At 72.7% G+C, this 421-nt stretch carries 1 pseudogene; it reads left to right on the forward strand.

Annotated elements, in window-relative coordinates:
• A pseudogene (locus HW466_RS31610) lies at positions 1-421 on the forward strand (translocation/assembly module TamB domain-containing protein); the annotation flags it as partial.

A 421-nucleotide genomic window follows, 5' to 3' on the forward strand; every position in this document is an offset into this window, starting at 1 on the left:
CACGCGCGCGCGACATACGCTGCAGGCCTCGGCGATCGGCAATGCCGAAGGGCGCGTGATCAACCTGCAACTGGCCGCGGCGGGCGGCCTGGTCGAGACGGGTGGCGGCAGCCGCTGGGACGGCACCGTCTCGCAACTGGACATTCGCGGCACGCCGGCCGTTTCGCTCGACGCGCCGCTGACGGTTTCGGCCGGCGCCGATCGCGTGATCCTGGGCGCCAGCAAGCTGACCGTCGAGGGCGCGGTGCTCACGCTGCGCAGCTTCGCGCTCGACCACGGCACGATCCGCACCGCCGGCACGCTCAGCAACCTGTCGATCGCGCGCGCCCTGCAGGTGCGCGAGTTCCTGACCGGCGAACGCGCACCGGTGCGCACCGACCTCGTGCTCGACGGCGACTGGGACCTGACGCTGGCGGCCAAC

The sequence above is a fragment of the Burkholderia territorii genome, from assembly GCF_902833055.1.
GTDB classification, from domain to species: domain Bacteria; phylum Pseudomonadota; class Gammaproteobacteria; order Burkholderiales; family Burkholderiaceae; genus Burkholderia; species Burkholderia territorii.